The sequence below is a fragment of the Bacillus sp. FSL R5-0431 genome (genome assembly GCF_038002985.1).
GTDB lineage: Bacteria > Bacillota > Bacilli > Bacillales > Bacillaceae > Bacillus.
The window spans coordinates 2,779,585-2,800,241 of the sequence record NZ_JBBOOG010000001.1; the positions used below are offsets into that span (position 1 = coordinate 2,779,585).

At 41.9% G+C, this 20,657-nt stretch carries 24 protein-coding genes; 9 read left to right on the forward strand and 15 right to left on the reverse strand.

The features are described from left to right. Nucleotides 1-10: 10 nt before the first annotated feature. The 4 genes from MKZ03_RS14380 to MKZ03_RS14395 form a co-directional block, all read right to left on the reverse strand. Nucleotides 11-412: a secondary thiamine-phosphate synthase enzyme YjbQ gene (locus tag MKZ03_RS14380; RefSeq protein ID WP_106030421.1), complete on the reverse strand. Its 402-nt coding sequence runs from the start codon at nucleotides 410-412 to the stop codon at nucleotides 11-13. A gap of 138 nt (nucleotides 413-550) precedes the next feature. Further along, the gene (locus MKZ03_RS14385) at nucleotides 551-1,843 is read right to left on the reverse strand and encodes a hemolysin family protein (RefSeq protein WP_034659775.1); all 1,293 of its coding nucleotides are present in this window, start codon (nucleotides 1,841-1,843) and stop codon (nucleotides 551-553) included. 48 nt (nucleotides 1,844-1,891) lie between these two features. Beyond that, a complete protein-coding gene (locus MKZ03_RS14390; protein WP_041816317.1) occupies nucleotides 1,892-2,566 on the reverse strand; it encodes a zinc metallopeptidase in 675 nt (224 codons plus the stop codon). An 81-nt stretch (nucleotides 2,567-2,647) separates the two neighbouring features. Then, nucleotides 2,648-2,872: a hypothetical protein gene (locus tag MKZ03_RS14395; protein ID WP_095285849.1), complete on the reverse strand. Its 225-nt coding sequence runs from the start codon at nucleotides 2,870-2,872 to the stop codon at nucleotides 2,648-2,650. 125 nt (nucleotides 2,873-2,997) lie between these two features. Here MKZ03_RS14395 and MKZ03_RS14400 point away from each other — a divergent pair, with 125 nt between their 5' ends. After that, nucleotides 2,998-3,984, forward strand: a complete 987-nt coding sequence (locus MKZ03_RS14400; RefSeq protein WP_106043645.1) for a potassium channel family protein — start codon at nucleotides 2,998-3,000, stop codon at nucleotides 3,982-3,984. Here the strand turns inward: MKZ03_RS14400 and MKZ03_RS14405 are convergent. The 5 genes from MKZ03_RS14405 to MKZ03_RS14425 form a co-directional block, all read right to left on the reverse strand. Beyond that, nucleotides 3,981-4,382, reverse strand: coding sequence for a YugN-like family protein (locus MKZ03_RS14405; RefSeq protein WP_034659780.1), 402 nt, complete (start codon nucleotides 4,380-4,382; stop codon nucleotides 3,981-3,983). The two genes, MKZ03_RS14400 and MKZ03_RS14405, sit on opposite strands and share 4 nt — an antisense overlap. A gap of 92 nt (nucleotides 4,383-4,474) precedes the next feature. Further along, a complete protein-coding gene (locus MKZ03_RS14410) occupies nucleotides 4,475-4,636 on the reverse strand; it encodes a hypothetical protein (protein WP_307500165.1) in 162 nt (53 codons plus the stop codon). Between the two features lie 112 nt (nucleotides 4,637-4,748). Further along, the gene (locus MKZ03_RS14415; protein ID WP_340973628.1) at nucleotides 4,749-6,104 is read right to left on the reverse strand and encodes a glucose-6-phosphate isomerase; all 1,356 of its coding nucleotides are present in this window, start codon (nucleotides 6,102-6,104) and stop codon (nucleotides 4,749-4,751) included. 126 nt (nucleotides 6,105-6,230) lie between these two features. Then, nucleotides 6,231-7,403, reverse strand: a complete 1,173-nt coding sequence (locus MKZ03_RS14420; RefSeq protein WP_034659782.1) for an iron-containing alcohol dehydrogenase — start codon at nucleotides 7,401-7,403, stop codon at nucleotides 6,231-6,233. Between the two features lie 121 nt (nucleotides 7,404-7,524). Further along, nucleotides 7,525-8,688, reverse strand: a complete 1,164-nt coding sequence (locus MKZ03_RS14425) for an iron-containing alcohol dehydrogenase (protein ID WP_341032214.1) — start codon at nucleotides 8,686-8,688, stop codon at nucleotides 7,525-7,527. Between the two features lie 144 nt (nucleotides 8,689-8,832). Here MKZ03_RS14425 and MKZ03_RS14430 point away from each other — a divergent pair, with 144 nt between their 5' ends. Continuing rightward, nucleotides 8,833-9,069 (forward strand): DUF378 domain-containing protein, encoded by a 237-nt coding sequence (locus tag MKZ03_RS14430; RefSeq protein WP_003212952.1) that lies wholly within the window; start codon nucleotides 8,833-8,835, stop codon nucleotides 9,067-9,069. Between the two features lie 67 nt (nucleotides 9,070-9,136). Here MKZ03_RS14430 and yugI read toward each other — a convergent pair whose 3' ends face one another. The 3 genes from yugI to MKZ03_RS14445 form a co-directional block, all read right to left on the reverse strand. Then, nucleotides 9,137-9,529, reverse strand: a complete 393-nt coding sequence (gene yugI, locus MKZ03_RS14435) for a S1 domain-containing post-transcriptional regulator GSP13 (RefSeq protein WP_307500168.1) — start codon at nucleotides 9,527-9,529, stop codon at nucleotides 9,137-9,139. Nucleotides 9,530-9,732: 203 nt separating this feature from the next. Continuing rightward, a complete protein-coding gene (locus tag MKZ03_RS14440; protein ID WP_307500169.1) occupies nucleotides 9,733-10,920 on the reverse strand; it encodes an aminotransferase in 1,188 nt (395 codons plus the stop codon). Then, nucleotides 10,921-11,421: an Lrp/AsnC family transcriptional regulator gene (locus MKZ03_RS14445; protein ID WP_003213765.1), complete on the reverse strand. Its 501-nt coding sequence runs from the start codon at nucleotides 11,419-11,421 to the stop codon at nucleotides 10,921-10,923. It abuts the gene before it with no gap. A gap of 176 nt (nucleotides 11,422-11,597) precedes the next feature. On the opposite strand from MKZ03_RS14445, the gene MKZ03_RS14450 reads away from it, so the two are divergent. Beyond that, nucleotides 11,598-12,422 (forward strand): alpha/beta fold hydrolase, encoded by an 825-nt coding sequence (locus MKZ03_RS14450; protein ID WP_034659788.1) that lies wholly within the window; start codon nucleotides 11,598-11,600, stop codon nucleotides 12,420-12,422. Here the strand turns inward: MKZ03_RS14450 and MKZ03_RS14455 are convergent. Then, nucleotides 12,419-12,679, reverse strand: coding sequence for a YugE family protein (locus MKZ03_RS14455; RefSeq protein ID WP_003213422.1), 261 nt, complete (start codon nucleotides 12,677-12,679; stop codon nucleotides 12,419-12,421). The two genes, MKZ03_RS14450 and MKZ03_RS14455, sit on opposite strands and share 4 nt — an antisense overlap. An 83-nt stretch (nucleotides 12,680-12,762) precedes the next feature. Here MKZ03_RS14455 and MKZ03_RS14460 point away from each other — a divergent pair, with 83 nt between their 5' ends. Continuing rightward, nucleotides 12,763-13,938: a MalY/PatB family protein gene (locus MKZ03_RS14460; protein WP_334750393.1), complete on the forward strand. Its 1,176-nt coding sequence runs from the start codon at nucleotides 12,763-12,765 to the stop codon at nucleotides 13,936-13,938. A gap of 133 nt (nucleotides 13,939-14,071) precedes the next feature. After that, nucleotides 14,072-15,364: an ATP-binding protein gene (locus tag MKZ03_RS14465; protein WP_307500171.1), complete on the forward strand. Its 1,293-nt coding sequence runs from the start codon at nucleotides 14,072-14,074 to the stop codon at nucleotides 15,362-15,364. On the opposite strand, the gene MKZ03_RS14470 is transcribed toward MKZ03_RS14465, so the two are convergent. Beyond that, entirely contained in the window at nucleotides 15,365-15,544 is a 180-nt protein-coding gene (locus tag MKZ03_RS14470) for a hypothetical protein (protein WP_034659795.1), read from the reverse strand. A gap of 90 nt (nucleotides 15,545-15,634) precedes the next feature. Here MKZ03_RS14470 and MKZ03_RS14475 point away from each other — a divergent pair, with 90 nt between their 5' ends. Then, nucleotides 15,635-16,027, forward strand: coding sequence for a kinase-associated lipoprotein B (locus MKZ03_RS14475; RefSeq protein WP_034659797.1), 393 nt, complete (start codon nucleotides 15,635-15,637; stop codon nucleotides 16,025-16,027). Here MKZ03_RS14475 and kapD read toward each other — a convergent pair. Then, on the reverse strand, nucleotides 16,024-16,641 hold the full coding sequence (gene kapD / locus MKZ03_RS14480) for a 3'-5' exonuclease KapD (RefSeq protein ID WP_095285843.1): 618 nt from the start codon (nucleotides 16,639-16,641) through the stop codon (nucleotides 16,024-16,026). The genes MKZ03_RS14475 and kapD overlap by 4 nt on opposite strands. Before the next feature lie 217 nt (nucleotides 16,642-16,858). Between kapD and MKZ03_RS14485 the strand changes: the two genes are divergently transcribed. From MKZ03_RS14485 to MKZ03_RS14495, 3 genes are all read left to right on the forward strand, one after another. Then, entirely contained in the window at nucleotides 16,859-18,037 is a 1,179-nt protein-coding gene (locus MKZ03_RS14485) for an MFS transporter (protein WP_249117089.1), read from the forward strand. A 108-nt stretch (nucleotides 18,038-18,145) separates the two neighbouring features. Next, nucleotides 18,146-20,047, forward strand: coding sequence for a transglycosylase domain-containing protein (locus MKZ03_RS14490; RefSeq protein ID WP_341032220.1), 1,902 nt, complete (start codon nucleotides 18,146-18,148; stop codon nucleotides 20,045-20,047). 18 nt (nucleotides 20,048-20,065) lie between these two features. Continuing rightward, nucleotides 20,066-20,476: a thiol-disulfide oxidoreductase DCC family protein gene (locus MKZ03_RS14495; RefSeq protein ID WP_282066927.1), complete on the forward strand. Its 411-nt coding sequence runs from the start codon at nucleotides 20,066-20,068 to the stop codon at nucleotides 20,474-20,476. Nucleotides 20,477-20,657: the final 181 nt, after the last annotated feature.

Below are 20,657 nucleotides of genomic sequence, written 5' to 3' on the forward strand. Positions count from 1 at the left end.
CCCCCATCTCTTATTCGTTTGAAGACACCTGTATATAAAAATGGCGATGTCTCGGCCCGTCAAACTCACAGAAATAGATTCCCTGCCACGTGCCAAGTACAAGATCACCATGATTGATGAGAACATGCTGCGTAGCACCCATATAGCTCGCTTTCATATGTGCGGCTGTATTTCCTTCCATATGGCGGTCCTTCGGATGTTCCCACGGAAAGACTTCGTCAAGCCGGCGGAGCATATCTCGTTTCACATCTGGGTCCGCATTTTCATTAATGGTCATCCCTGCTGTCGTATGAGGACAGTAGACAATGACGGTTCCGTTTTGAATACCTGTTTCCTTGACATATTGATGGATCTCGTTCGTCACGTCGATCATCTCATCGCGTCTGTCTGTTTGTACATTGATTTTTTTCATATGAGCGGCTCCTTTTTGTCATTTCTATAAAACCACCATACCCTTTTTATGTGAAATAAATCACTGCTTATCGGCAGAAGGCATTCTCTTACCTAAAGTTTACCAACTAAAAAAACCTCGTCAAGTGTTACGAGGTTTTTAGAAAAAGTGAACCTTTTTGATTTCAATGGTCCGAATATGATGGTCTTCTGCATCTATGATGGTAAATTCACAGCCTTCTGCTTCAATCGTATCTCCAATCTCAAAATCAAATTTATGTGTCATCATCCAGCCAGCAATTGTATCAACATCATCATTCTCAATGGCTAAATCCAATAAATCATTTACTTCATCAATCAAGGCTTTCCCATCCATTACATAGTGGAAGTCACCTTTTTTGACGATATGAGGTGTTTCATCTTGATCATATTCATCCCGAATTTCGCCCACGATTTCTTCTAAAATGTCCTCTACTGTGACAAGTCCGGCTGTTCCTCCATATTCGTCTACGAGCACTGACATATGAATTCGTTCCTTTTGCATCAAAATGAGCAATTCTTGAACAGGAGTACTTTCAATCACCCGAATCACCGGACGCATTAAGTCTTCAATCGTCACATCTTGATTCAGGAAGCTCGCCTTAAACACATCTTTGCTATTGATGACACCAATCACATGATCTTTGTCTTCTTTAATAACAGGGTAGCGTGTGTATCTTTCGTTCAGCATATAATGCGTCATGTCTTCAAGCGTCTGTTCAACCTCTATGGCTGAAATTTCTGTACGAGGGATCATGATCTCTCTCGCCACCCGGTTATCAAATTCAAAAATTTTATTCACATATTTGTACTCAGATTGGTTAATTTCGCCCTTCTCATAGCTTTCAGATAAAATGAGACGCAATTCTTCCTCACTGATCGCCACTTCATGTTCTTTGACAGAATGAAAACCGAATAATTTCACAATGCCTCGTGCCGCCCCATTTAATGCTTTAATAAACGGGTACATGACTTTATAGAAAAAGATGAGTGGCTTTGCTGTCACAAGGCTGACGGCCTCTGCCTTTTGAATGGCAATCGTTTTAGGCGCCAGTTCTCCCACAACGACATGTAAAAACGTAATGATCACAAATGCGATGATAAACGATAGGATGTCGGTTAATGCGGAATGAAGCCCTAATTCCTCAAACAGCGGATGCAGAAAATGTTCCACCGTCGGCTCGCCCAGCCACCCTAAGCCTAAAGCGGTGATGGTAATTCCGAGTTGACAGGCGGATAAATATTCGTCGAGATTTGATATGAGCTTTTGTACGTGGATGGCTCTCTTATCACCGCTTTCAATCAGCTGATTGATTTTAGAGCCTCTAATTTTCACAATCGCAAATTCAGTGACAACAAAAAATGCTGTCGCAGCAATAAGTAATATGACTAAAAATACGTTTAAAATATACAAAAAAACCCTTACCTAACAATGGTAAGGGCTCACCTCCTCTGGCATCAATTAATCATTACGGCCATTTAGGAAGATCATTACAAAACGGAGCAATTCAAACAAGGAGACAAGGGCAGCTGCGACGTACGTAAGAGCTGCAGCATTTAACACCTTGTTCACGCCTCTTTCTTCACTGCTTCTAATGATTCCTTCTGAAACAATGATATCTTTTGCACGAGAACTTGCATTAAACTCGACAGGCAATGTCACAAGCTGAAAAAACACAGCCGCTGAGAACAAAATGATCCCAAGCCCGATTAAGTTAAGGCTGCCGAGCAAGATTCCTCCAAGGAAAAGAAGCGGGGCAACACCAGATGCAAAGTTCACGACAGGGAAGATCTTATGTCTCAAGACAAGCGCACCATAGGATTCCTGATGCTGCAAGGCATGTCCAACCTCGTGTGATGCGACTGAAATGGCCGATATGGAATGACCGTAGTACACAGGTTCAGATAAGCGAACCACACGCTGCGTCGGGTCGTAATGATCAGTCAAAGTTCCTCTTACCGGTTCAACAGGCACGTCATATAACCCGTTGCGATCTAAAATATGTCGAGCGGTTTCCGCACCTGTTTTCATACTGGATGCTTCAACCTTTGAATACTTTTCAAAATTATTCTTTACTTTAAATTGTGCCCAAAATGATAATCCCAATGCGGCAAAAGTTAAAAAATAAAAAAACAGCATGCTCATCAGCTTCCTTTTTATTTTATATATTTATTTACAATTTTAATGACTTTTATGTAACGTGTACAGAAAAAAGCACTAGGTCTTTTTAAGGGGAACAACTGCGCCAATAAAAAAGAAGAACACACCTAAGCATGCTGTATAAAAGGTCACCGTTCCGTATAGGTCTTGAAAAAAGTGCAGCCAAGAAAAATCACTCATAAAATGATTCACAGCATTTAAGTCAAACACGAGCAAGATCACAGCTGATGATAAAAAGTGCGCACCGATAAAAAGAAGTACGGTCTTTTGAACGAACGACATTCGCATTCCCTCCTTCTTCTCTCTTATTTTAAGATATGGGATCTGTTTCAATACATGACGAAGATGAAAAAATGTTCCTCAATCGGGCATACTGACATTAGCAGTCTCCTGAAAGGAAGAGTCCGATGAAATCAAATCGTATCTTTATCGCTTGGCTAAGGTGGCCACTCTATCTTCGAATTGCCATCATCATCTGTTTCTTGCTTCTTTTTTTTGGACAATTAATCGTTTTGCTTGAACCGAAGCAGTATCATACGATCTTTGATGGGATCTGGTGGGCGCTCATTACAGTCTCTACGGTAGGCTATGGTGATTTTGTGCCGCAAACCATGCCTGGACAAGTAGCGGGTATGGCTCTGATTTTGATCGGCGCAAGCTTTGTCACAGCTTATTTCGCCACGCTTGCCGCCGCTGTGTTCAGCAAGCAGCACCATTATGTAGAAGGAAAGGTCGCCTTTAAAGGGAAAGGACATCTCATTATCGTCGGCTGGAATGAGAAAACGAACAAACTGCTTCAGTCGTTTCAAACAATTGATCCAGCTATGCCGATTGTGCTGATTGATGACTCCTTGAAGGAAGGGCCACTTTTAGAGAATGTTCATTTTATTAAAGGGCATGGCACCGAAGATGTCACACTTCGCAAAGCCAATATTACCGGTGCAGATGCACTGATGATTACCGCAGATCAGCACGAAAATGAAGTGACAGCTGATATGCAGAGTGTTTTAACATTACTTGCAGCAAAAGGATTAAACCCTTCGCTATACTGTTTAATTGAAATCTTAACAGATCGTTACGTGAAAAATGCCGAGCGTGCTGGAGCCAATCAAGTCATTCATACCTCTGATGCAGTCAATCATTTAATGGTCGAACATTTTCTTCTAAAGGAACAGTTCAAAGCGTTAAAGAAAAAAAGCCATATGACCTTGCATAAACACGTCACCATCATACCGGTTCCAGCTTCGTTAGCCGGAGAAACATTCTTAACAGTGCTCCATCACTTTTTAGAGCATCATGTGATCATTGTCGGTGTACAAAAAAAAGAAGGACCCATGATGAATCCTCCCTTTGGATATGAGCTTCATCCAGAGGATGAACTGATCAGCCTTTAAAGCAGTGCGTCTTCTAATTCCTTGACGAGTGAAAAGCCAATCTCAGTATAAGCTTTTGATACATCTCCATCTTTCTCTTTTGGTTCTTGGAATTGGTTAAAGGATGCTCCCACATTTCCAACCATCGCATGATCATCTAACTTATCTTGATATACATGCTTTAAGAGAAATGGATCTCCCATTTTCACCACAACGCCTGGCTGATCCAGCTGGCCTTTTTCGGCTGTAAAAGGAACTCTGAGAAAAGTATAGCCATCACGGTTATCAATTTTATAATCAAAGTACCCGTGATCATAATCCCAGTTGCCATTAATGACATAACCGAGCGGCTTCATGGTCTCTTCTAAATGGTAAAGTGAAAAGCTTTCACCAGGCAGCCTGGATGGTACATGAATCATACGAAACCCTCCTTTTTGTATAATAGGGTTCGTTAAAGAGAGGAATTCATACATTGCCCCTCGTGATTTGTACATTGTTTGTAAAAGCAGCATCAAATAAGCTTTGATTGGATAATTGATTGATTCGTCTCGTTCACACTGCCAGCACCTTCAGTATCTTTGACAGCACTCATAGAACAAATACGTCCGACATTGCCAAAGTTGACGATTGCCTGGCCAGAAATATCGTGAATGTAAATATGATTCGTTCTCATGTTTCACTCTCCTCTACTCATTATTCTATGTACAGAGCATGAGGAAGCTTGCACAGGAACCATGAGAAAACAAAAAAGGCACACCCTTATCAAAAGGTGTGCTTTTTCATTCTTACGATTGTTTTAGACGGCTTTCAAGCTCGGCTTTTTTCTCTTCGAAGCCTGGTTTTCCTAATAAAGCAAACATATTCACTTTATAAGCTTCTACTCCAGGCTGGTCGAATGGATTGACGCCTAGTAGATATCCAGACATCGCACATGCTTTCTCAAAGAAGTAAACGAGGTATCCGAATGTATAAGCATCCATCTCAGGAATTGTGACGATAAGATTCGGTACTTTTCCATCTGTATGAGCAAGCATCGTTCCTTCAAATGCTTTTTTATTAACGAAATCAACCGTTTTTCCTGCTAGATAGTTCAAGCCATCAAGGTCTTGTTCTTCTGCTTCAATGACAAGCTCATGGCGAGGTTTGTCTACATTGACGATTGTTTCAAACAAGTCTCTTCTTCCTTCTTGAACATATTGACCAAGTGAATGAAGATCTGTTGAGAAGTTCGCAGATGAAGGATAAATTCCTTTTTCATCTTTTCCTTCACTTTCACCGAATAATTGCTTCCACCATTCTGCAAAGTATTGCAGGCCTGGCTCATAGTTAATCAGCATTTCAATCGTTCTGCCTTTATTATAAAGGACATTACGGACGACAGCATATTGGTATGCCGCATTCTCAGAAAGCTCAGATGAAGCGAAGTCTTCGCTTGCTTTTGCCGCCCCTTCCATCATCTGATCAATGTCTGCACCGCTCACAGCGATTGGCAATAGACCAACTGCTGTTAATACAGAATAGCGTCCACCTACATCATCAGGGATGATAAATGATTCGTAGCCTTCTTCAGTTGCTAATGTTTTCAGTGCACCGCGTGCCTTGTCAGTTGTCGCATAAATACGTTTTTTCGCTTCTTCAGCACCGTATTTTTCAATGAGGAGCTTTTTAAAGATGCGGAACGCAATCGCTGGCTCTGTTGTTGTTCCAGATTTTGAAATGACGTTAATAGAGAAATCTGCATCTTCCAATAGATTCATCACATCTGTTAAATAAGAAGAACTGATGTTGTTTCCAATAAAGATGATTTGCGGCGTCTTGCGTTTGCCTTTTGGCAGCGTGTTATAGAAAGAGTGGTTCAAAAATTCAATCGCCGCACGTGCGCCGAGATAAGAGCCGCCGATTCCGACAACAAGCAAGACATCAGAGTCAGACTTAATTTTATCTGCACTTTTTTTAATGCGGGCAAATTCTTCGCGATCATATTGCTTCGGTAAGTCAACCCAGCCTAAATAATCACTGCCTGCACCCGTTTGTTCATGAATATTATGATGGGCCACCTTCACAAAATCTTTTAAATATGTAAGCTCATGTTCTTGAAAGAAAGGTAACGCTTTCGAGTAGTCAAATTGAATATGTGTCATCGCTTGTAAGCCCTCCATTACGTTAGTTCTGTCCCTTTCACTTTAGCGGAACTAGCTATTGAAATCAAGTGATCGTCACTGGCATAGCAAAAAGCCGTTTCTCTCTATGAGAAACGGCAAGCAGGATTATAAAGAAGCTTTCAAAATAGAAAGAATGTCATCACGACCAAGTTTCATAAAGTTACCAAAACCACCGTATTCCATTTCTTTCGCCGCAATGTCGGCAATTTTGTCCAGCTGATCTTCACCAATGTCATAATCCGCTAAACGACTTGGTGCACCGAGGCTTGTCCAGAAGGCTGACAGCTTGTCGATGCCTTCTAATGCGATATCACGATCTGATTTTCCTTCTGTCTCGATGTCAAACATGTTCAGCATGAGGTTTTTAAAGCGTTCCACATTGTGATCGAGTGTATGACGCATCCAATTTGGGAAGAGGATGGCAAGTCCGCCTGCATGCGGAATGTCATAGACAGCCGATACCGCATGCTCAATCGTATGGGACGCCCAGTCTCCAAAGTAGCCCATTTGCAGCGTGCCATTTAAAGCGATCGTTCCTGCATAAAGGATCGTTTCACGGTGCTCATAGTTTTGTAAGTCTTCAAGCAGTTTTGGTGCTGTCTCGATGACTGTTTGAAGAACAGCAAAACACATTCGATCCTGTAGCGGCGTGTTTTTTACATTATGGAAGTATTGCTCGAAGACGTGGCTCATCATATCGACCATGCCGTACACCGTCTGGTTTTCTGGCACAGAATATGTATGCTCAGGGTCTAGAATGGAAAAAGCAGGATGAGTGACTGAACTGCCCCACACATATTTTTCATTTGTTTCCCAGTTTGTGATGACAGAGTCTGGATTCATTTCTGAACCAGTTGCCGCAAGTGTCAGCACTGTGCCAAACGGCAATGCTTTTTGAGCGGTTGTTTTCTTTGAGATAATGTCCCACACATCTCCGTCATACTCTGCTCCGGCTGCAATCGCTTTTGTACAGTCAATCACACTGCCGCCGCCAACAGCTAATAAGAAATCAATTTTTTCATTTTGGCAGATGTCGATTCCCTTTTCCACTGTGGTAAGGCGCGGGTTTGGTTCAACACCTGACAGCTCAAATACTTCAGCTTCTGCTTCATTTAACGCGCTGATCACATTGTCATAAAGACCATTTTTCTTAATGCTGCCTCCACCATATACAAGTAACACTCGTTTTCCATAACGAGCGAGTTCGCTCTTTAGTCCTTCTAGTTGTCCTTTTCCAAACATTAATTTCGTTGGATTATAGTAAATAAAATTTTCCATCTGTTGATACATCTCCTTACAGCGTATATATCCAAAAACATGAAAGACTACTTTAACATATGTACACGTCGAACTCAAAAAAAGATAACTGCTCGAAAGCAGCTATCTTTTGGTTGTTCGATTATAAAGAAGCATTCAAAATGGCTAGAACATCTTCTTTGTTTAGCTTTTTAAATTGACCAAATTCACCGCGTGCCATTGCACGGTCTGCAATTAAATCAATTTTCTCATCGTTGATATCATAGTCCGCTAAACGGTTTGGTGCATCAAGACTTGTCCAGAAAGCTGACAATTTGTCGATTCCTTCTAAGCCCACTTCTTCGTCTGTTTTGCCCGCGGGGTCCACATCGAATACACGTACCGCTAATTGTTTAAAGCGGCCTGGGTTTTCCTGAATGACATGCTTCATCCAGTTCGGGAACAAGATCGCAAGTCCGCCGGCATGAGGGATATCATAAACAGCAGATACCGCATGCTCAATGTTATGAGAAGCCCAATCACCGCGTGCCCCCATTGACAGCATACCATTGAGCGCAATTGTGCCAGTGAATAAGATGGTTTCACGCAGCTCATAGTTCTCTAGATCGTTGATCAGCTTCGGTGCTGTTTCAATGACCGTACGAAGAAGCCCTTCACACATACGGTCTTGATAAGGTGTATTTTCCGTGTGATGGAAATATTGCTCGAACACATGTGACATCATGTCAACCATGCCATAAATCGTATGGTTTTTTGGCACAGTGAATGTGTTCACTGGATCAAGAATAGAGAATTTAGGGAAGACTGCTGGACTTCCCCAGCCATATTTCTCATTTGTTTCCCAGTTTGTGATCACTGATCCAGAGTTCATTTCAGAACCTGTTGCAGCAAGTGTTAACACAGTACCGAACGGAATAGCTTCCATTGGGACATGCTTACGCGTCACGATATCCCAAGCATCTCCATCGTACTTCGCTCCAGCTGCGATCGCTTTCGTTGCATCAATGACACTGCCGCCGCCGACTGCCAAAATAAAATCAACGTTGTTCTCTTTGCAAAGCTCAACCCCTTTTCTTACTGTTGTTAAGCGCGGGTTTGGCTCAACACCAGCAAGTTCAGTGATTGCAGCTCCTGATTCTTTTAGGATGCTGACAACTTGGTCATAAAGGCCGTTTCGTTTAATACTGCCTCCACCATATACAAGTAATACGTTTTTTCCGTAGTGTTTGAGTTCATCTGAAAGGGCTGATACTTCTCCCTTTCCAAACATTAATTTCGTTGGGTTCCAATAAGTAAATCGATCCATTTGATCTCCTCCTCGCGCTACATTATGCGCCTCAATCATTCCAAAAGTAAAGTAATTTGCTTTAATCCATTTTCTTACGCATAGTTTGGCTAAAAATCTGCAAAATATAAATGTATTGATGCTGTAGCGAAAGGAGGAATCACGATGAGTGCTATTCAGCGTATTGCCCTCGTGCTCACGATTATCGGTGCTATTAACTGGGGACTAATCGGCTTTTTTCAATTTGACTTAGTAGCAGCGATCTTTGGCGGACAAGGCTCTGCATTATCACGTATTATTTATGGTCTTGTTGGAATTGCAGGTCTTGTTAACCTTGGTCTATTGTTCAAGCCAAGCGAAGAAGCTGTTCGCCGTGACGAGCCGAATCCAGAGGTTCGCTAAACAAAAAGACATAAAAAAGGCCGCCTATACGAGGCAGCCTAAGGCACCGTTTGAAGCGGTGCTTTTTTTATTTCTTGATAAGATCTTTACGGTTAGATTGCTCAATCCACTCTTCAAGTTTATCTTTAAGTGTATTGAAACCTTGTGGTGGAGCAGCTTCTTCTTTCACTTGCTGTGGTCTTTGTTTCTTTGGTTTGCTTTCTTTTCTTTCAGGTGCATCTTGTGTAGCACGGATAGAAAGGCTGATTTTACCTGCTTTTTCATCAACAGAAAGAACTTTTACTTGTACTTCGTCACCAATTGAAAGGTGCTCGTTGATGTCTTTTACAAAGCCATGTGTTACTTCAGAAATATGCACAAGTCCTTGAGTTTCTTCATCTAATGCAACAAACGCACCATACGCTTGTAATCCTGTTACTTTACCAGTGTAAACACTGCCTACTTCAAACTTTGTCGCCATGATAACAACTCCTAAATAAATGTTTTAATATTCGTTTATACGCAATTAAAAACTATATCATAGAACGGTCAGTTACGCAAAATATTTTTTAATTGGGTTTAGATCAGTTCAAAAGGGGGAATACCTGAAAACAAGAATGCTTTCTAGTATTCCCCCCTAATTTGAGAGGCATGAGTCCTAATGGATTGATGCCTTTTTTTATTTTAGATGACAGGTGCTTCTTCTTTCACTTGTCGTTCCTGCAAAAAGCGCTGGATTCTTGAAAGTGATTCCTGAAGATGGTCAAGAGACGAAGCATATGAACAGCGAATATGACCTTCACCACTCGGCCCGAAGACATTACCAGGGACAACGGCTACTTTTTCACTCAGGAGCAGCTCCTCGGCAAATTGTTCTGACGTCATGCCCGTCGTTTTAATGGACGGGAAAGCGTAAAATGCGCCGTTTGGCTGGTGGCATGCAAGCCCCAGTTCATTCAAGGAGCCGACAAACAAATTACGGCGCCTTCTGTAGCTTTTCTTCATTTTCTCTACATCTTCAAGCCCATTTTTCAAAGCTTCTTCTGCTGCATATTGTGCCATAGCGGGCGCACACATCATAGAATATTGGTGTATTTTCAGCATAGCATCGCGCAGTACAGGTGGTGCTGCCACATATCCTAAGCGCCAGCCTGTCATGGCAAACCCTTTTGAAAAGCCTGAAATCAGGATCGTTCTTTCCTTCATATCTTGAATTGCCGCCACGCTTGTAAAAGCTTCATCGTACGTCAGCTCTGCGTAAATCTCATCCGTGATAATGAGAAGGTCATGCTCTTTTGCAAAATGAGCAATATCTTCAAGCTCTTCCTTTGAATAGACAGAGCCAGTTGGATTTGATGGTGAGCAAAGCAGGATCGCTTTTGTCTTAGGCGTCAGCTTCGTGCGCAGATCCGCCGAGTCTGCTTTGAAATCTTTTTCAGCCGAGGTACTTAAATAAACAGGTACTCCGCCTGCAAGTGTCGTAAGGGCCCCATATGCTACGAAACAAGGCTCTGGAATGATCACTTCATCCCCGCTGTTTAAAATCGCACGAAAGGCCAAATCAAGTGCCTGGCTTCCGCCAACTGTGATAATAAGTTCTTCTTCAGGACTGTAGTCAATGTGAAACCGCTTATATAAATAATGGCTCAGTTCTTTTCGCAAAGATAACAACCCTGCGTTCGCCGTATAAGAGGTAAGCCCTTGTTCTAATGACATAATACTTGCTTCTCTGACATTCCAAGCTGTCACGAAATCTGGCTCGCCGACACCGAGGGAAATGACCCCTTCCATTGTGGCTGCCAAATCAAAGAATTTCCGAATACCTGACGGCTGAATGCTTTGTACCGTTTCAGATAAATAAGACTTTTTCATTTATGGTGACACCACGATTCTTTTGTCATCGTCTCCTGTTTCAAACACTTTCCCATCATGTTTATATCTCTTCAAAATAAAGTGGGTAGTTGTTGAAACCACGGAATCAAGTGTCGATAATTTTTCAGACACGAAGCGGGCAATATCAGACATAGATCTTCCGCGGATCACAACAGATAGATCATAAACACCTGACATGAGATAGACAGACTCCACTTCCTGAAAGCGATAAATACGTTCAGCAATTTCATCAAATCCTACGCCTCTTTTTGGTGTCACTTTGACATCAATCATTGCTGTGACGCCTTCGTGACCATCTACTTTACGCCAGTCAATCATGGTTGAATAATCAATAATGACTTTTTGATCTTCAAGTTTTTGAATAATCGCTTCTGCTTCTTCTGTTGTCACGCCTGCCATTTTTGCAATTGTATTTAAATCGGCACGGCTGTTTTCATCTAAAATCTCTAATATTTCAGTTTCTTTTTCTGTTAGTTTCATTTGATTTCACACCTCAGATTGTAAAAAGCTAGTTTTAAAAAATCTTCTGAACATTATAGCACGTTTTTCCCATTATGCTAAGCAGGGAAAAGATGCTAACCATAGCTTAAAATCCACTTTTTAGGGTACAATACAGTCACCTAACAGAGAGAGTATCAAGTATCGGAGTGATGAGTGTGGACTTTGTTCAGCCAGCTTATATGAAAAGTAAATTCGGTTTAGATATCTATTATGAGCACTATCCAAATAAGGGGAAGAAAACATTGATCTTAATTCACGGACTCTTCTCTTCTACCTTCAGCTATCGAAAGCTCATCCCGCTTCTGAAACAAGACTTCAATTTAATTGCAATCGATCTGCCGCCATTTGGACAGTCCGAGAAGTCGAATACGTTTATTTACAGCTATCGCAACATGGGAAAGATCATTATTGAGCTAGCTGGTTACTTGCAGATTCAGCATGCGATCCTAGTGGGTCATTCGATGGGCGGCCAAATTGCTTTATACGCTGCATCTGAACGGCCAGACCTATTTGAAAAGGCGGTACTTTTGTGCAGCTCAGGGTATTTAAATAAATCAAAGAGATCGCTTGTTTACAGCACATATATTCCTTATTTTTATCTCTATCTCAAAAGAAAGCTCTTGAAGCAAGGCATAATGAAAAATTTAACCGCTGTTGTACATGATCATTCCATCATTGATCAAGAGATGGTGGACGGATATTTAAAGCCTTTTTCTGATGATCAAATTTTCCGAGGAATTTTCCGCTTGATTCGGCACCGGGAAGGCGATTTGACCTCGGATGTCCTAAAGAAAATGGAGACACCAGTGCTGCTCATTTGGGGTGAGGAAGATCGGATCGTTCCCATTCAAATAGGAGAAAGACTGCACAAGGATCTGCCAAACTCGACCTTGCATGCATTAAAAAAAACCGGACACCTCGTTCCTGAGGAAAATCCGGTCTTTGTGTCTGATCAAATCGGACATTTCAGCCTGTCTTAGCGTGTGCAGGAGCTGCTGTCTCGTATGACGAAAAGCTGATTCGCTATATGTTGACAGCTTTCGAAAGGCAGGAGCTGCTCAAATGAGTGATGATAAATGGCTTGAATGTCTTTTGCTAAAGATAAAGAGTCTTCTGCGTCGTATAATGCACTGATGACGTCAGCAGGCTCCGTTTCATAAAAGTCCTCTCCATATTGAAAAGGGTCCCATGCCTTAATAAGTTGAATCATCTCTTCTACAGCTTGACTATCTTTCATCGGTATCACCGCTTATAATAAATTTTGTGATGTTTATTTTAGCACAACCAACAATGGTTGAAAAACGGCTAGAGGTGGGTTTCATGAATTTCGACGAACAGATCATACGTAAAGGTTCAAAATCAGTGAAATGGGACCAAGCAGAGTCTTTGTTCCTGACAACAGATGCACTGCCGATGTGGGTGGCAGATATGGATTTTAAAGCGCCGCAGGTCGTCCTTGATGCATTGAAAGAGCGATTGGATCATGGCGTATTTGGCTATGCCTTTCAAGACCAGGATACGCAGCAGGCAGTAGCCGAATGGCTCAAAAGAAGACACGGGTGGTCGATTCAGACAGAAGCCGTCACCTTCACACCAGGGATTGTCACGGCACTTAGTTTTGCTGTCCAAGCCTTTACAGCACCGAATGACGAAGTGGTCATACAGTCACCAGTGTATACGCCTTTTTATCAAATGATTGAGCGAAATGGACGTACAGTCTCAACCAACCCTTTAAAAATAGAAAACCACCGCTATCTTATGGATTTTGATGATTTAGAGAAAAAACTGAGCAGACCAGAAGCGAAGCTCATGTTCCTTTGTCATCCGCATAATCCGTCCGGAAGAGCGTGGTCAAAAGAGGAATTAAAACGAGTAGGAGACTTATGTGTCAAGCATGGTGTCACAGTCGTTTCAGATGAGATTCATTCTGATTTGATGCTATACGGAAAGCCGCATGTGCCATTTGCTAGTCTTTCTGACGACATAGCACATATCACAGTGACGTGTATTGCACCAAGTAAAACATTTAATTTAGCTGGCCTCCAAGCATCTGCCATTATCATTTCCGATGAAGAAAAAAGAACCCTTTTCACCAATGAATTGCAAAGAAACGGACTGGCCAAACTGAATGCATTTGCGATTCCTGCGATGGAAGCAGCATACCGCCACGGGGATGAGTGGCTCGATGCACTTGTTCTTTATCTCGAAAACAATATAAAAATGGCGATGGACTATATTGACGAACACCTTCCAAATATGCGTTATATGAAACCAGATGCTTCTTATTTATTGTGGCTGGACATTCGGGATTATCAATTCAGTCAAGCGGAATTGAAACGGAATCTGCTGAAAAAGGGCAAAGTGATCCTAGAGCTTGGTCACGTGTACGGACACGAAGGAGACGGCTTTATTCGGATGAATCTCGGCTGTCCTGCTTCAACAGTCATAGAAGGATTGAAACGCCTTCATCAAGCGTTCACGCAATCATCTGAATAAGCCCTATACGATCGAAAGAACATCCTAACGGGTGTTCTTTTTAAAGAAAAAAACCCTCCTTTTATCATATCTACTTTGTACATGAGATGATATAATGAGAGGAATTACAATTATTTACGAGGAGAGCATTTAAATGGAAATGTTCAAGGATTTTCTGCTCCATGTATCTTTTATTCTATTTCCAATCTTTTTATATCATGCGCTATGGCTAAGCCGGACCCCTGCTCATTTCCCAAAAACGAATAAACTGCTCATCACAGTATTCGCATCCATCTCTTCAGCACTATGTATTATATATCCAGTTGGTTCGATTTTAGATTTGCAGACTGGGCTTCAATCCATCCCTCTTGTACTTGCCATTTTATACGGAGGGTACACTGCTGGGATCGTCGCCATCTTGATAAGTTCCATGGTCAAATTCGTAATGTATGGCTCCTTCTTATGGGTTGGACTCATTGTTGTTCCGATTTACTTTTTCATCCCATTTCTGTTCTACCGGAAATGGCGTCAATATTCGAAGCTGAAAAAGCTGATGTATGGAGTGCTTATCGGTTTATCCAAAGGATTCTTTATTTACATTGGACTGTTCGCGGTCAGCTTAATGGAATACAGCCCAGCCTTTATTATGCAGCAAAAGTTACTGGAGTTATTTTTCTCAACCCTTTACTACATATTCTTTCTTGTGCTAAGTATCTATTCCATTGAATTCGTCAAAGAAAATGCGCAAATGAGAACACAGCTCGTCCACTCAGAAAAACTGACCATTGTAAGTGAACTCGCTGCAAGCGTTGCCCATGAAGTACGCAATCCGCTGACAGTGGTGAGAGGCTTTATCCAATTGCTCTTTTCTAGTGACAATACAAAAGAGCCGTCAACCAATAAAGATTATAAAAATCTCGTTCTGTCCGAGTTAGACCGGGCGCAGGATATTATCACGAGTTATCTTGACATTGCGAAACAAAACTATTATCAAATTGAATCTCTCAATCTATCTAAGTTACTAGAGGAATGTGCATCACTGATGACATCCTATGCGAATTTCAAATCAGTCACGATTCATCAATCCATTGAACCAGACTTATACATTCAAGGTGATGAAACGAAGATCAAGCAAGTCATGATTAATTTAATCAAAAATGCGATTGAAGCAGCCCCAGAACACGAAGGGGAAATTGAACTTTTTGCTTCAAAAGAAAATCATAAAATATGCCTTTGTTTCGTGGATAACGGTGTAGGAATGACAGAAAGCCAAATGAAAAAGCTTGGCGAACCATATTACACCCTGAAAAATAAAGGGACTGGACTTGGGCTGACAGTGACATTTTCTATCATTGAAAATCACCATGGAACCATTCGTTTCAAAAGCTCGCTGCAGTCTGGTACAACCGTCACCGTGAAGTTTCCTGAAGATACAAGAAGAAAATGATCAATCCATTTTTTTTGTCCTTTTTTCATCTATCCGCTCCTGCTTCTTAGACGCACGAACGATCAGACGAAAGCAAATAAAAGCAGCAATGAAGAAAATCACCGTGGTGATTGCCGCTGGGATGTACTCCCTTTTATCTTCAGGAAAATACAGTAGAAAGAGTGCGATGAACGACAGCATTCGCCATTCCCCCTTTTGCTCGTTTACTTCACTATATTGGCTAAAAGAAATGAAATACCTTCCTGCGAGAAGGAAATGGAGGAATTTCACATGACAGACATTCAAATTGGACAAGTTGTGAAAGGATTTTACAAAACAGGTGTTTACGTTGGGGAAGTGACAGCAGTGAAACCATCGACCTATCTCGTTCAAGTAAAAGCCGTTCTGACACATCCCACTCAAGGCGACCTGCATCACCCAAAAGAAGCAGACGTGCCTTTTTTCCAAGAGAGACGGGCTTTGGCCTATCGTGAACAGACGAATATCCCTCATCATATGGTGAAGCCTTATGATGGCGGTATACCAGATTATCAAGTATCACTAAAAGAAGCTGTAGATAAATTAAAACAAACGCTCCATGCGGATGATTCCAAATGGGCTGAAAAATCAAGAGCGTGCCTATCTTCTCTCGAAAAAGATTATTTTCCAGAAGACGCCCGCTAATCAGCCGAATCAAAAAAGTGTGAGAAATCGATCAGCTCACCAATTTTGGTTGTTTGCGGATTTTCCACATAGGCTCTGTCTTTTTCAAAAAGGGTTAGCAGCTGATAAGTCGTCATAGCATCATCAAGTGCTTTATGATGCTTACCAGCTCCTTCACTGCCGTATTCCTTTGCCGCTTTGCGAAGCCCTGTCAGTGTACGATCACCAAAAAAGGTTTTATACTCAAAGGCAAGGTCCCTCAGCTTCCCCTTAAAAGGAAAGGCAATGTGATTCAGCATACAGTTTTGCTTCAGCACCTTCATGTCCATATTGCCCCATGTAATAATCTCACAATCCTCTCCCCCATCAAGCGACACGAGCTTCTCGATAAACGCCTCAAAGGAAATTCCGCTCTCTACATCCTGCTGCGTAATGCCGAGGAACGATTTACAGCGCTTCGTCAGCTTCGGGAACTTTTTCGGTTTGACGTAGCTAGAGAACGTGTCTATAATCGTTTCACTTGCCGCTTTCACTACCCCAGCTTCAATAATTTCAGGAAAAAAATTTTGTGGATGATACTTTCCATCAGGCATCGTAAATTCAAAATCGACCACAAGCACCGCCTTCTGTTCCACCAGTCTCACCTCACTTTCTCGTCAGTTTTTCATCCTGATATCATTATATTAAGACGGACCTTGAAATCACTTCATTTTCTTGAAAATAATGCAGATTCACTATGCCCAACCTATCATCAGATGAAAGATCGTTTATTTTCCTTTATAATTATTAAGGAACACGAAATAAATAAAGAAGGTGGTCTCTATCACAAACAGGAAGAAAAACTTGTACATCATGTGGTTTGTGAACTTTTTTGTATCTGCCAGCATTACAATGATCGTCCCTTTTTTATCACTTTACATAGAATCTCTTGATAGCAGCTATTCAAATGAATTTGTCCAAAGGTGGAGCGGCTATGTCTTTGGGGTCACGTTTTTAACGGCCTTTCTGATTTCTCCGATTTGGGGACGGATTGGTGACCGTCATGGCTATAAAAAGATTTTACTCATTAACGGAATTGGGATTGCAACAAGTATTCTATTAATGGGGCTTGTGCAAACCGTTTATCAGCTATTCGCACTGCGGCTCTTCATGGGGCTTGTCACAGGCTTTATCTCGACTTCAATGGCACTGATCTCTGCACAGACGGAAAAGGCAACTGCAGGTAAAACCCTTGGAACGATGCAGATGAGTAATGTTGCCGGGGGGTTGTTTGGTCCATTAATGGGCGGATTCATGGCAGACAGCGTCGGATTTATTTATACGTTTTTCCTCACAGCGACTGTCATTTATGTGTCAGCTATTGTGATTATTTTCGGAGTGAAAGAACAGCCCATCCGTTCAAAAGAAGCAAAGCGCGTTTCTTACTCACGGAAGGATGTACTCGTTCATATTTTCAAACAGCCTTTGCTTGTGGTCACGATGCTTTTAACGTTTATTACACAAGTAGGGAACTTTAGCATTCAGCCACTTTTGGCTTTATACATTCATGATTTACACGGTCCTGTTAATCTCGCATTTTATGCGGGTCTTGCGTTCTCTGCAACTGGACTTGGCAATTTGCTCTTTACAAGAAAATGGGGAGATCTCGGAGATCGAATTGGTCACGACAAGGTGCTGCTTGCCCTTCTCATCCTCTCCTCTATTTTATTCATCCCGCAAGCGATGGCGGATTCCTATGTGATGTTAGTACTTTTCCGTTTTCTATATGGGATGGCACTTGGCGGGATTATTCCGTGTACGACAGCGTATATTCGGATCAAAGCACCTGCCTCTATGCAAGGGGAAGTGCTCGGATACAATGTCAGCTTCCGCTTTCTTGGGAATGTCGTCGGTCCGGTGATTGGCGGCATTGTGGCGAGTCATTACGGGATTCCAGCTGTCTTTTATGTCACCGCCGGAATTTTTCTGTTTGGCGCGTTATTTTTATGGGCGGTCCGCTCGCATGGGAAGACAAAAGAAAGGAGTGTCTGATCCAGCATCAGGTACTCTTTTTTCATGTGTAGAAGCCTTATTCACTAGACTTCACGCCCATTCTTTTCTAAAAATAACCTTCTCGTATTCGCAAAAGAATGGTACGATATGGCTAGAAAATTGAAGAAAGTGAGTGACCTCATGTTTCGTGCAATCATTGGTTGGTTATTACTTGCTGCCCTCATTCCATTATTTGTTCTGACTTTTTATCTATCAAAGGAAGAAGCTGCAAGTGTCAAGCCTGTTAACGAAGTGCTTGATCAAAAAATCAAGCTGGAAAAGATAGATTTTTCCCAAAACAGTTATATGTATGATCGGGATGGTTCTCTCATCTCTGAGATCGTATCAAACGATGAAAACCGAGTGTTCGTGACGTATGATAAAATTCCTGATTCTGTGAAGGAGCTGTTCCTCCGCTCAGAGGACCGGAACTTTTATGACCATAAAGGCATTGACTTTATGGGGGTTGTTCGTGCCCTTGCCTCAAATGTCAAAAACCATGGCATCAGCCAAGGAGCGAGTACGATCACACAGCAGTTATCCCGTAACTTATATTTAAGCCATGAACGTTCGTTCACCCGAAAGTTTACAGAGCTTCTCTATTCCTATGAATTAGAGCGGAAATTCTCGAAAGATGAAATTCTCGAAAGCTATTTAAATACGATTTATTTCAGTAATGGTGTTTACGGTGTCGGTTCTGCGGCTAATTACTATTTTGATAAGCCGCTTAGTTCTTTAACGCTTGCACAGATGGCATTTATCTCTGCGATTCCAAACAACCCAACACTGTATGACCCATTGAAACAATTCAAGCACACGAAGAAACGCCAAGAACGACTGCTTGGTATTTTAAAGAAAGACGGCGTCATCACCAAAAAGCAATACAAAAAAGCCGTCAAAGAAAAAATCAGCCTGTCCTTAAGTGAAAAGAAAAACCTTTATCCTGACTATGTGACATATACCAATGAGGAATTCACCGATCTTGTGTCAGATCAGGAAGGCTTTACAAACCGCTTGAAGAAAGCCAAAACAGATGGAGCAAAAAAAGCCATTCAAAAAGAATTATCTGAAAAAGTTAGTGCCCTGCTTCAGGATGGTGTCAAAATTTATACGGCACTTGATCCTTCCTTACAGCAACGAGCCGTCTATCAGCTCAATGCGCAACTCCCTTACCAAGGTGTAGAAGGCGGATCAGCGGTCATTAATCATGAAACGCATCAAATTGTCGCACTTGCTGGCGGAAAAAACTATAAGAAGTTTGATTTCAACTACGCCTATCAAGCGCAAAGACAGCCTGGTTCTGCAATTAAGCCGCTTTTAGACTATGGTCCTTACATCGACCAAACCGGTGCAACAGCTTCAAGCAAAATCAGTGCCGGCAAGTTTTGCAGCAGCGGATACTGTCCGCAGAACTATAATCATAAAACGTATGGAACCGTCACACTTGAAACAGCCTTTAAGAACTCTTACAATACACCTGCGATCCGAATGCTGGATACAGTCGGTGTCAAAAAAGGCTTCAGCTATTTAGAGAAATTCTCATTCGAGCATATCGTAGCGGATGATTATCGCCTTCCTTCTGCACTTGGCGGATTTACGAAGGGCTTCTCACCGCTAGAAATAACAGATGCGTATACCGTCTTTGGTAATCAAGGAGCTTACACGCAAAATCATTCGATCACAAAGGTAACAGACTTAAACGGTAAGACCCTTTACAAGTGGAAAGAGTCACCGAAGCAAGTGTATTCTCAGCGGACAAATGACACCATGCGTAAACTGCTTGCCTCCGTTGTAAAAAGCGGAACAGGGAAAAAAGCGAATTTCAGTTCCCCTTACATTGGTGGTAAAACAGGGACATCCAATGACTACAAAGACATTTGGTTTGTTGGACTGACAGATCAATATACAATGGGTGTATGGGTTGGAAGAGATAGAGGAACGGTTGAATCAATTTACAGCTCAAGCCCGCACTTACGTATTTGGAAAAATACGATGCAATACGCCAGATAAACAGGAGGTTTGATTGCGATGCATTCAACACATCCACCCCATTTAATTTTATTTGACGGTGTCTGCAACGTGTGCAGCGGCGCTGTTCAGTTTGTGATTAAGCGTGATCCAGATGAGCGAATGATGTTTGCTTCATTACAATCAGATACAGGGCAGCGCATTTTAAAAGAAAACGGTTTGCCTTTAGATGAGTTCAATTCATTCATTTATATTGAAAAAGGCACCCTTTATACGAAGTCGACAGGCATCTTAAAAGCCACGCGGCATTTAAAAGGGATCTACAAATGGAGTTATTTACTCCTTGCCATTCCCCGCCCTATCCGTGATTGGTTTTATGAGCGGATGGCGAAAAATCGTTACAAATGGTTCGGTCAAAAAACATCTTGTATGATGCCTACACCCGATATTCAAAAACGGTTTCTTTCATAAAAAAGCATCCTCCGATGTTGGAGGATGCTCACATTGTTGACAAAGGGCTAAAATGATTTTTATTTTAGCCCTTTGTCTTCTTTTCAGCGTGACCTGAAAACCTTTGCAGTCTAGGAAGGACGAGTACCGGAGCGGAGCGAATTGAACATTCGTGAGCACCGGAACGCAGCCCTGACACCGA

Excerpts from the sequence above, each read along its gene's own strand:
- MKZ03_RS14445 (WP_003213765.1), bottom strand. The coding sequence starts at position 11,421 with ATGAAACTAACAGAAAAAGAAACTGAAATATTAGAGATTTTAGATGAA.
- MKZ03_RS14485 (WP_249117089.1), top strand. The coding sequence starts at position 16,859 with ATGTGGTTTGTGAACTTTTTTGTATCTGCCAGCATTACAATGATCGTC.
- MKZ03_RS14420 (WP_034659782.1), bottom strand. The coding sequence starts at position 7,403 with ATGGAAAATTTTATTTACTATAATCCAACGAAATTAATGTTTGGAAAA.
- MKZ03_RS14475 (WP_034659797.1), top strand. The coding sequence starts at position 15,635 with ATGACAGACATTCAAATTGGACAAGTTGTGAAAGGATTTTACAAAACA.
- MKZ03_RS14490 (WP_341032220.1), top strand. The coding sequence starts at position 18,146 with ATGGCTAGAAAATTGAAGAAAGTGAGTGACCTCATGTTTCGTGCAATC.
- MKZ03_RS14455 (WP_003213422.1), bottom strand. The coding sequence starts at position 12,679 with ATGAAAGATAGTCAAGCTGTAGAAGAGATGATTCAACTTATTAAGGCA.
- MKZ03_RS14495 (WP_282066927.1), top strand. The coding sequence starts at position 20,066 with ATGCATTCAACACATCCACCCCATTTAATTTTATTTGACGGTGTCTGC.
- MKZ03_RS14400 (WP_106043645.1), top strand. The coding sequence starts at position 2,998 with ATGAAATCAAATCGTATCTTTATCGCTTGGCTAAGGTGGCCACTCTAT.
- MKZ03_RS14470 (WP_034659795.1), bottom strand. The coding sequence starts at position 15,544 with ATGCTGTCGTTCATCGCACTCTTTCTACTGTATTTTCCTGAAGATAAA.
- MKZ03_RS14410 (WP_307500165.1), bottom strand. The coding sequence starts at position 4,636 with ATGAGAACGAATCATATTTACATTCACGATATTTCTGGCCAGGCAATC.
- yugI (WP_307500168.1), bottom strand. The coding sequence starts at position 9,529 with ATGGCGACAAAGTTTGAAGTAGGCAGTGTTTACACTGGTAAAGTAACA.
- MKZ03_RS14440 (WP_307500169.1), bottom strand. The coding sequence starts at position 10,920 with ATGAAAAAGTCTTATTTATCTGAAACGGTACAAAGCATTCAGCCGTCA.
- MKZ03_RS14465 (WP_307500171.1), top strand. The coding sequence starts at position 14,072 with ATGGAAATGTTCAAGGATTTTCTGCTCCATGTATCTTTTATTCTATTT.
- MKZ03_RS14415 (WP_340973628.1), bottom strand. The coding sequence starts at position 6,104 with ATGACACATATTCAATTTGACTACTCGAAAGCGTTACCTTTCTTTCAA.
- MKZ03_RS14380 (WP_106030421.1), bottom strand. The coding sequence starts at position 412 with ATGAAAAAAATCAATGTACAAACAGACAGACGCGATGAGATGATCGAC.
- MKZ03_RS14460 (WP_334750393.1), top strand. The coding sequence starts at position 12,763 with ATGAATTTCGACGAACAGATCATACGTAAAGGTTCAAAATCAGTGAAA.
- MKZ03_RS14430 (WP_003212952.1), top strand. The coding sequence starts at position 8,833 with ATGAGTGCTATTCAGCGTATTGCCCTCGTGCTCACGATTATCGGTGCT.
- MKZ03_RS14425 (WP_341032214.1), bottom strand. The coding sequence starts at position 8,688 with ATGGATCGATTTACTTATTGGAACCCAACGAAATTAATGTTTGGAAAG.
- MKZ03_RS14405 (WP_034659780.1), bottom strand. The coding sequence starts at position 4,382 with ATGATTCATGTACCATCCAGGCTGCCTGGTGAAAGCTTTTCACTTTAC.
- MKZ03_RS14395 (WP_095285849.1), bottom strand. The coding sequence starts at position 2,872 with ATGTCGTTCGTTCAAAAGACCGTACTTCTTTTTATCGGTGCGCACTTT.